This window comes from Rhodanobacter spathiphylli B39 (assembly GCF_000264295.1).
GTDB classification, from domain to species: Bacteria; Pseudomonadota; Gammaproteobacteria; order Xanthomonadales; family Rhodanobacteraceae; genus Rhodanobacter; species Rhodanobacter spathiphylli.
In genome coordinates this window covers 42,485-50,546 of sequence record NZ_AJXT01000059.1, presented here as the reverse complement: position 1 = coordinate 50,546, position 8,062 = coordinate 42,485, and the positions used below count along the sequence as shown (strand labels likewise).

Annotated in this window: 8 protein-coding genes; 3 read left to right on the top strand and 5 right to left on the bottom strand. The window is 67.2% G+C overall.

Annotated features, from left to right (window positions below):
• On the top strand, positions 1–292 hold a 292-nt coding region (locus UU7_RS19030; RefSeq protein ID WP_238530976.1), incomplete at its 5' end, for a hypothetical protein.
• Positions 293–1,078: 786 nt separating this feature from the next.
• On the opposite strand, the gene UU7_RS16665 is transcribed toward UU7_RS19030, so the two are convergent.
• From UU7_RS16665 to UU7_RS16645, 5 genes are all read right to left on the bottom strand, one after another.
• Positions 1,079–1,555: a DUF2269 family protein gene (locus tag UU7_RS16665; protein WP_007810410.1), complete on the bottom strand. Its 477-nt coding sequence runs from the start codon at positions 1,553–1,555 to the stop codon at positions 1,079–1,081.
• Positions 1,552–2,844 carry a DoxX-like family protein gene (locus tag UU7_RS16660; protein WP_007810408.1) on the bottom strand — a complete coding sequence of 431 codons (1,293 nt, stop codon included), beginning with the start codon at positions 2,842–2,844 and terminating at the stop codon, positions 1,552–1,554. Before UU7_RS16660 ends, UU7_RS16665 begins: the two co-directional genes overlap by 4 nt.
• Before the next feature lie 44 nt (positions 2,845–2,888).
• Entirely contained in the window at positions 2,889–3,842 is a 954-nt protein-coding gene (gene pip, locus UU7_RS16655) for a prolyl aminopeptidase (RefSeq protein WP_007810405.1), read from the bottom strand.
• 220 nt (positions 3,843–4,062) lie between these two features.
• Positions 4,063–5,757, bottom strand: a complete 1,695-nt coding sequence (acpA, locus tag UU7_RS16650; RefSeq protein WP_007810403.1) for an acid phosphatase — start codon at positions 5,755–5,757, stop codon at positions 4,063–4,065.
• A 22-nt stretch (positions 5,758–5,779) separates the two neighbouring features.
• Positions 5,780–6,274: an Lrp/AsnC family transcriptional regulator gene (locus UU7_RS16645; protein WP_007810402.1), complete on the bottom strand. Its 495-nt coding sequence runs from the start codon at positions 6,272–6,274 to the stop codon at positions 5,780–5,782.
• 140 nt (positions 6,275–6,414) lie between these two features.
• Here UU7_RS16645 and UU7_RS16640 point away from each other — a divergent pair, with 140 nt between their 5' ends.
• Together UU7_RS16640 and UU7_RS16635 are read left to right on the top strand one after the other, a co-directional pair.
• The gene (locus tag UU7_RS16640) at positions 6,415–7,332 is read left to right on the top strand and encodes a DMT family transporter (RefSeq protein WP_007810399.1); all 918 of its coding nucleotides are present in this window, start codon (positions 6,415–6,417) and stop codon (positions 7,330–7,332) included.
• Between the two features lie 19 nt (positions 7,333–7,351).
• The gene (locus UU7_RS16635; protein WP_007810397.1) at positions 7,352–8,050 is read left to right on the top strand and encodes a glutathione S-transferase family protein; all 699 of its coding nucleotides are present in this window, start codon (positions 7,352–7,354) and stop codon (positions 8,048–8,050) included.
• Positions 8,051–8,062: the final 12 nt, after the last annotated feature.

Here is an 8,062-nt window from a genome sequence, read left to right as displayed (position 1 = left end):
CAAAATCAGAGTTTCCTTAGGCGTGTCTCAGGTCGCGGCTGGTGAGGATGACTATATTGCTCGAAACCATGGCGAACTGTCTTACTATTTTCAGTACCAATTTACGGGAAGGAGTTTTATTGTTGCGGCGCCCGCGGAGTGCTCGCCTAATTATTTTGGAGGCATTCGATTGTTGGCGACGACCTTGCCTCCTCATGACGAAAGTTATGGAAAGGTTGAAGCATTGAGACAATTCCATATTAGTGTCAATAATATGGGCTATAATGTGTACATGGCGGCTTCTTTTTGGTAGGCAACCTTCGTTATTTGGTGTCGAGGTGAAGCAATTTGTACTAAAGCCTTATGAGCGGACGCGACCTGATCTTGCGATACAATCCTTGTTGAAGAATCCCGACGTGGTTGAAGCGATGGAGAAGTTAGGTATTGAAGTCGCTGCAGAGCCGCCTTTGGGGCCTGGGGCTACCTCGCTTCGCGGTCCTCATGCGCTTCCACGTATATTTAGAAATATCTCGATTTCAGAGATTTTGTCAGAATTTCTGCGCACTTATCCGGGGACAATATTGCTTCTTGAGTGCAAGCTTCCTTCTGGTCGGCACGCATTTACATTGCATTATCAGGATCCGTCAGTTCTGACCTTTCCGCCTGATAATTGGTAGCCGGCATGAATTTAATGGCGCGGCGGGGCGGCGCCCTGCGGCATCGCGAAACTCAGAAACCTCAGGGTCAAGTCTTGTCACGACACATCGCCAAGCTTAGCCTGCCACGATGTTCCGTCCACTTCGCATTGGGTTCGCCGGCGCGCTGTACCACGTGATGGCGCGAGGTGACGCGCGCAGGCGAGCGCTTCGAGTGGCGGCTATGGCCTATTGTTTGATGGACAATCACTACCACCTGCTGGTCGAGACGCTGCAGCCGACACTTTCGCGAGGGATGCGCGAGCTCAACGGCGTTGATACGCGGGCATTCCGACAAAAAGGGGGCGTGGCCAATTAAGCCCCCTGACGAAGGTGTCGCCTATGGAACGGCTACATTGATGGCCCTCGTGCGACATCCATTTCTTGCACCACCTGCATCCGCATCACCCCCACAACACCGGCTTCGCCACCATCAGCCAGAACGTGGCGATCACGGCGAGGAAGGCCGGCCAGCCCAGTGCGAACCAGGTGCGCATGCAGCGATGGTAGGCCGGCGGCAGGGCGGTGCCGTCGCGCAGTGCGGCGGCGGCCAGGTTGCGCGCGCGCCATTGCAACCAGACCACTGGCAGCCAGCAGGCGCCGGCCAGCAGGTATAGCGCGATGGCGGCTTGCAGCCACGGCGTGTGCAGGTCGAAACCCATCAGGCGCATCAGCAGGTAGCCGGACAGCGGCTGCACGATCACCGCCGGCGTGGTGAACAGGAAGTCCGCACGCACGGTCAGCCGCGTGGCCACCGCGATCGCGGAGAGCTGGCCGCTGCGGTGGGTGAACCACAGGAAGAAGGCCGTGCCCAGTCCGGTGCCGAACAGCAGGGTGGAGGAGAGGATGTGCACGGTTTTCAGCAACACGTAGGCATTCATCGACGTTGTTCCGTCGCCAGCAGCAGCGCCAGTGCCGCGACCAGCGGCAGGTTCTTCAGCAGGCCGCCGAACGGGTCCAGCCAGTGGACGGGCCAGGCGATGCCGATGCCGAAGGTGTAGCCGAGCAGCATCGCCAGCATCAGGCCCAGCACCAGATGCGGCCGCCAGCGCAGCAGGCACAGCGCGCCCAGCAGCAGGTCGGCGCTGGCGGTGATGCGCGCCAGCGCGAGCAGGCTGCCGGCGGCGAGTGAACTGCCGTGCGTGGCGGCGACCACGTCGGTTGCCGGGGTCAGCCAGCCGACCACGCCCGAACCGATCCACAGCAAGGCCATCGACACGCGCAGCAGCGGCAGGCAGAAATACAGCCGCGCATGCCAGCGGTCCTGCACGTGGCTGGGCGCTTCGGCCAGCGCGCGTGGCAGTGATCGCGGAGTCAGGCCGAGGCGCTCGCGCAGGCGGGGGACGGCATCGGCGGCGCCGGCGTTGCCGCGTTCCAGCATGCGCCCGATGGTGTTGCCGAGCGGGCCGTTGCCGAGGTGTTCGCCCAGCGCGCAGGCCAGTCGCACCAGCGGCATCGGCACGGCGAGCGCGTATGCGTGCCCGAAGCCGAGCCAGCGTCGCCAGGCCAGCAGGTAGTCGCGCAGGCTCATGGTGTCGGGGCCGACCAGTTCGAGCATCTCGCGGGCGACTTGCGGTCGGGCCAGCGCGGCGACGACGGCCAGGCCGACGTCTTCGGCGGCGATCGGCTGCAGCGGCTGCGCGCCGCGGCCGGGCAGGGGCAGCAGGCCGGGTAGCCCGGCCTGCGCACGCAGCAGCGAACTGCCACCGTACGAGCCATGCGCGCTGTAGACCAGCGACGGGCGCAGCACCAGCCAGTCCAGTTCCAGCGCGGCCAGCGCCGCATCGGCACGATGCTTGGAGGCGATGAACTCGCCGTCGGTGGGATCGCCCAGTGCGGAGACCTGGATCACCCGCCGCACGCCGGCCTGCACGCAGGCGCGGAACAGGGCCAGCGGCGCCTGCTCGTGCACCGCCGCGTAGCTGTCGGCGCCGCGCTCGCGCAGGATGCCTGCGCAGTTGACCACCGCCTCGATGCCGGCGAGGCGGGGCAGCCAGTCTTCGCTGCGCAGGTCGCGGGCCATGTCGCAGGCGATCGCGTCGAGTCCGGGGAAACGCGTGTCGAGGCGCGCGCCTCGCACGGCGCAGACGACGTCATGGCCCGCGGCGACCAGCGCCGCCACGATGTGCGCGCCGATGAAGCCGTAGGCGCCGGTGACCAGCACGCGCATGGACACTCCCTGTTTGCCTTGCGGGGGAACGATGAAGGTGCGCTTCAGGCGTAGCGGTCGGCCAGCCGATCCATCGCCTGCACCAGCTGGTCGACGATCGCGGGATCAGCGGCGCTGTGGCCGGCCAGCACCACGTGCAGCTCGGCTTCGGGCCAGGCCTGGCTGAGGTCGTATGCGCTCGTCATCGGGCAGATGATGTCGTAGCGGCCGTGCACGATGGTGGCGGGGATGTGCCGGATGCGTTCGATGTCGCGCAGCAGCTGGTTCGGTTCGAGGAAGATGCGGTGGCGGAAGTAGTGCGCTTCCATGATCGCCAGGCTGACCGCCTTGTGCGGGTCCTCGAAGTCGCCACCGCCGTGGGGATCGTGCAGCAAGGTGGTGCTGCCGCCTTCCCATGCGCTCCACGCCTGCGCTGCGGCAAGCCGGGTCGCCTCGTCATTGCTGGTGAGCCGGCGCCAGTAGGCTTCCAGCATCGAGTCGCGTTCGGCTTCGGGAATGAAGTCGCGAAAGCGCGCCCATCGCTCGGGGAAGATCTGCGAGGCGCCGCCATCGACTTCGTTGAACCAGCGCAGTTCCGGCTCGCGGCCGAGGAAAATCCCGCGCAGCACCAGGCCGAGCACGCGCTCGGGATGCGTCTGCGCGTACGCCAGCGCCAGGGTGGAACCCCACGAACCGCCGAACACCACCCAGCGCTCGATGCCTAGGTGCTCGCGGATCGTCTCGATGTCGGCGACCAGGTGCCAGGTGGTGTTGTCGGTGAGCTCGGCGAACGGCGTGGACTGCCCGGCGCCGCGCTGGTCGAACAGCACGATGCGGTAGCGCGCCGGATCGAAGAAGCGACGGTGATAGGCGGACAGGCCGGCACCGGGGCCGCCGTGCAGGAACACCACCGGCAAGCCGTCAGGGTTGCCGCATTCCTCGACGTGCAGGGTGTGGATCGCGTCGACGGCGAGGCGATGGGTCTGGTAGGGGTCGATGGCGGGGTAGAAGTCGCGCATGGTGATCTTGGCGTGTCGCTGGAAAGGTGCAGCTTACGGGGAAATCGGCTTCGATGAAGTTCGACGCGGCGTGGACCCCACCCCTGCCCTCCCCTGCGGAGCAGGGGAGGGTATCCCGGTGGCGATGGAGTTTCGGGTGGCTCGTTCTGCTCCTCCCCCTGCCTGCAGGGGGAGGCTGGCGACCGAAGGGAGTCCTTCAGGTGAGGGGGTGCTCTGGGGCTCAACTGAACTGCAGCGCCGCGGTGAGGTCGCCGGGTGGCGGGCCGCCGGCGGCGATCATCGAGGCGTCGCGCAGTTTCAGGCCGGGCAGTTGCCTGAGGCCGAAGCGGCGGGTGAGGAAGCGCAGGATCGAGCCGGTGTCGTAGACGGTGTGGTCGACGAAACCCTTCTTCGCGTGGGGCGACACGATGATCGCGGGGATGCGCGAACCCGGTCCCCAGCGATCGCCCTTCGGCGGCGCCACGTGATCCCACCAGCCGCCGTTCTCGTCCACGGTGATCACCACCAGCAGGTTCGGCCACAGTGGACTTTTCTGCAGCGCCTCGACCACCTGCGCCAGATGTTCGTCGCCGGCATCCACGCTGGAATAGCCCGCGTGCATGTTCAGGTCGCCCTGCGGCTTGTAGAACGACACCGGCGGCAGCGTGCCGGCCTCGATCGCGGCGATGAAGTGGTTGCTGTCGGCGTGGTTGCCCACGCCGGCGTCGCGCAGGTGCTGCGCGCGTGCCGGCGTGCCCGGCGCGAAGCTGCGGAAGTAGTTGAACGGCTGGTGGTGGATCTGGAAGTTTGGTACTTCCGGGAACGCCTTGTGGTCGCCGTCGCCATGGCCGTCCAGCGCGAGCTGCCAGCCGCCGGCGTACCAGGCCCAGTCGACGCCGGCGTCGGACAGCGCATCGCCGATGCTGGCGTGCACCTGCGGCGGCAAGGTGTTGTGGCTGTCCGGGTCGGCAAAGCGCGGATCGTGCTTGTCGTGGCTGAAGGCGGGCGCGTAGGCCGGCCCCATCGTGTTGACCGCCCAGAAGTCCGGCGTCAGTGCGTCGCGCGAGGCGAACTCCGGGCGACCCTGCATCGCGCTGGCGGGCGAATCCTCGGCCATCACGCGCTGGAGGCCGGTCGGGTCGTCGCCTTCGACGGTGGCGATCTGGATCTTCGCCGGGTGCCGGTCGGCGTGCGGGAAATACGGCGGCTGCGCGGCGACCAGGTAGTGATGATTGAGGAAGGAGCCGCCGAACGCGCCCATGAAGAAGTTGTCGCACAGGGTGAATTGCCCGGCGAGTTTCCACAGCCGCAGGTTGGCCGCGCCGTCGCCGTAGTGGCCCATCGTCATCGCGCCGGTGTTGCCCCAGGCCACGAAGCCGTCGTTCCTGCCGCCGTTGATCTGCAGCTGGTTCTCGTAGAAGCGGTGCACCAGGTCGCGGGTGATCACGCCGTGCGGCAGTGCGTCGCCGTCGGGCGTGCGCAGGACGAAGGGGCGGTTGGGCAGGCCGCGGATCGCGTCTTCGCCGATCTGGTAGTGACGGCCGTCGACGGTCTGCGCGTGTGGCGCCAGGCCACCCCATACCGGTGGCAATGCGTCGAGCAATCGACCATCGCGATCGCGCTGGCGGTAGGCGGGCGAGTCGAGCGCCTGCAGCGGTTGCGCCAGCCCGGGGAAGTTCGCGAACAGGTTGTTGAAGCTGCGGTTCTCGGCGTACAGCACCACCACGTGGTGGATGTGCTGGCGCAGCTGTGCATCGAGTGCCGCGTCGCCTGCGCCTGGCGCCGCGGCTGCGCCGCGCTCGCCGAACGGCTGGCAGCTGCTCACGCCGAGCGCGGCTCCGGCCATCGCGAGGCCGCCGAGCAGGCGGCGGCGTTGCGGATCGGCGGGCGCGCCGGTGGTGGTCGAAGGGGGCGGGGTGGTGGGCTTGTCGGTCATGGGATGGTCGCAGGGGAGAGGGTCAGTCGCGTGACGCGGCGAGTGCGGCGTTCCACATCGCGCGGGTCAGCGGGCGGTGTTCGTGCGGCGTCTGCAGCACGATCAGGGTAGTGGTGCTGTTGCTGGCGCCGGTCTTGAGCAGGCGGTCGAGCACCGATTCCAGGTGGCCGATCGACATCGCCACCACATGCAGCAGGGCGGAGTCCTCGCCGGCCAGGCGGCGACACTCGAGCACTTCGGGGATGTCCTCCATCAGTGCGCCGATGCGCGCGCAGGTGACGCCGTCGCAACGCAACCGGATCATCGCGCTGATGCCGTAGCCCAGTCGCCGGGGGTTCACCGTGGCGCGGTAGCCGCTGATCACGCCGGCTTCCTCCAGCCGTTTCACCCGCTCGGCCACCGCCGGCGCGGACAGCCGCACCTTGCGGCCCAGCTCGGCGTAACCCAGGCGCGCATCCTGCTGCAGCGCTTCGAGCAGCTGCCAGTCCTTCGCGTCCAGTTCGAGCTTTGATTCCATGACTTTCGATTCCAAGGCAGGATCAGGTATCGATGAATTCGATCGCTGGCGAAACAGCGCGAAAACGCTTCGGTGCATTATTCCTCGGCGCGAGCGGCAAGACTAGGATGCGCACTTCCCCGTTTCAGGAATGCGTCCCCATGGGTACCGTTGACCGTCTCGATGGCCGCGCGCTGCTGGCCATCGCGATCGCCCTGCTCACCTGGTCGTCGGCGTATGCCGCGATCGCCTATGCGTTGCCCTCGTTCACGCCGGGCGAGGTGGCCTTTGCGCGGCTGCTGACCGGCTCGCTGTGTTTCGCCGTCCTGTTGTGGGTGAAGCGGGTGCCCCTGCCGGCGCCGCGTGACTGGCCGCAACTGGCCTTGCTCGGCGTGCTCGGCCTCAGCGTCTATCACCTGTGCCTGAACTACGCCGAGACGCGGATCGCCAGCGGCACCGCCTCGATCCTCATTTCGCTGGTGCCGGCCGCCACGGCGGCGGTGTCGGCGTTCTGGATCGGCGAGCGCCTGACCTTGCGCACCTGGGTCGGCCTGGCGCTGGCCCTGCTCGGCACGGTGCTGGTGGTGCTGGCCAGTGGGCAGCGGGTGGAGGTGGACCCGCACGCCTTGCTGGTGCTGGTGTGCGTCGCCGTCTCGGCGGTCTTCTTCGTGGGTCAGAAGGCGCTGTTCGCCCGCAGCAGCATGGTCGGCGTCACCGCGTTCGCGATGTTCGCCGGCACGCTCGGCGCGCTGCCGTTCGGCTGGCATCTGCCGCAGGCGCTGGCGGCCGCGTCGTGGTCGCACATCGGCGCGCTGCTGTGGCTGGGCATCGCGCCGACCTTCGTCGGCTACCTGGCCTGGAACATGGCGGTGCACCGTGCTTCGGCTTCGCAGGTCAGCAGCTTCATCTACCTGTCGCCGCCGATCGCGCTGCTGATCGGCTGGTTGTGGCTGCACGAAGTGCCGAATGCGCTGATCCTGGTGGGCGGGGCGGTCACCATCGGCGGCGTGGTGCTGGCCAATGCGCGGCGGCGGCCCGTGCGGGTCGTGCCGCCGATCGAAACCTGCGAACAGAACTGACCACGGGAGGTTGCACGACATGTACCAGCTGCACATCGCCAACAAGAACTATTCGTCGTGGTCGTTGCGGCCGTGGCTGCTGCTCAGCGAGCTTGGCATTCCGTTCGAAGAACATCTGGTGACGTTTGCCCAGGGCAACGGCGCCAGCTGGCAGGCGTTTCGCGCGTTCTCGCCCAGCGGCAAGGTGCCGTGCCTGCACGACGGCGAACGGGTGGTGTGGGATTCGCTGGCGATCGCCGAATACCTGGCCGAACGTCATATGGACGTATGGCCGTCCGATCCGGACGCGCACGCCTGGGCGCGTTGCGCTGCCGCGGAGATGCACGCGGGCTTCGCGGCCCTGCGCAACCAGTGCGGCATGAACTGCGGCCTGCGCATCCGCCTGCCCGACGAGCTGCCGGCGGCGCTGCAGGGCGACATCGCACGCATCGATGAATTGTGGAGCGAAGGGCTGGCCCGGTTTGGCGGGCCGTTCCTGGCCGGCGCGAAGTTCGGTGCCGTCGATGCGTTCTTCGCGCCGGTGGCCTTCCGCATCCAGAGCTACGGCCTGCAGCTTGGCGCGCCATCCTCGGACTATGCGCAACGGCTGCTGGCGCTGCCCGGCATGCGCCGCTGGTATGACGCCGCGCTGCAGGAGGGCTGGCGCGACGAGGAACACGAGCGCGAGGCGCGGCAGTCGGGCACGGTCTGGCAGGACCTGCGCGTGCCGGCGAGCTGAGGCGCGCCGCGC

Excerpts from the sequence above, each read along its gene's own strand:
- UU7_RS16665 (WP_007810410.1), bottom strand. The coding sequence starts at position 1,555 with ATGAATGCCTACGTGTTGCTGAAAACCGTGCACATCCTCTCCTCCACC.
- UU7_RS16660 (WP_007810408.1), bottom strand. The coding sequence starts at position 2,844 with ATGCGCGTGCTGGTCACCGGCGCCTACGGCTTCATCGGCGCGCACATC.
- pip (WP_007810405.1), bottom strand. The coding sequence starts at position 3,842 with ATGCGCGACTTCTACCCCGCCATCGACCCCTACCAGACCCATCGCCTC.
- acpA (WP_007810403.1), bottom strand. The coding sequence starts at position 5,757 with ATGACCGACAAGCCCACCACCCCGCCCCCTTCGACCACCACCGGCGCG.
- UU7_RS16645 (WP_007810402.1), bottom strand. The coding sequence starts at position 6,274 with ATGGAATCAAAGCTCGAACTGGACGCGAAGGACTGGCAGCTGCTCGAA.
- UU7_RS16640 (WP_007810399.1), top strand. The coding sequence starts at position 6,415 with ATGGGTACCGTTGACCGTCTCGATGGCCGCGCGCTGCTGGCCATCGCG.
- UU7_RS16635 (WP_007810397.1), top strand. The coding sequence starts at position 7,352 with ATGTACCAGCTGCACATCGCCAACAAGAACTATTCGTCGTGGTCGTTG.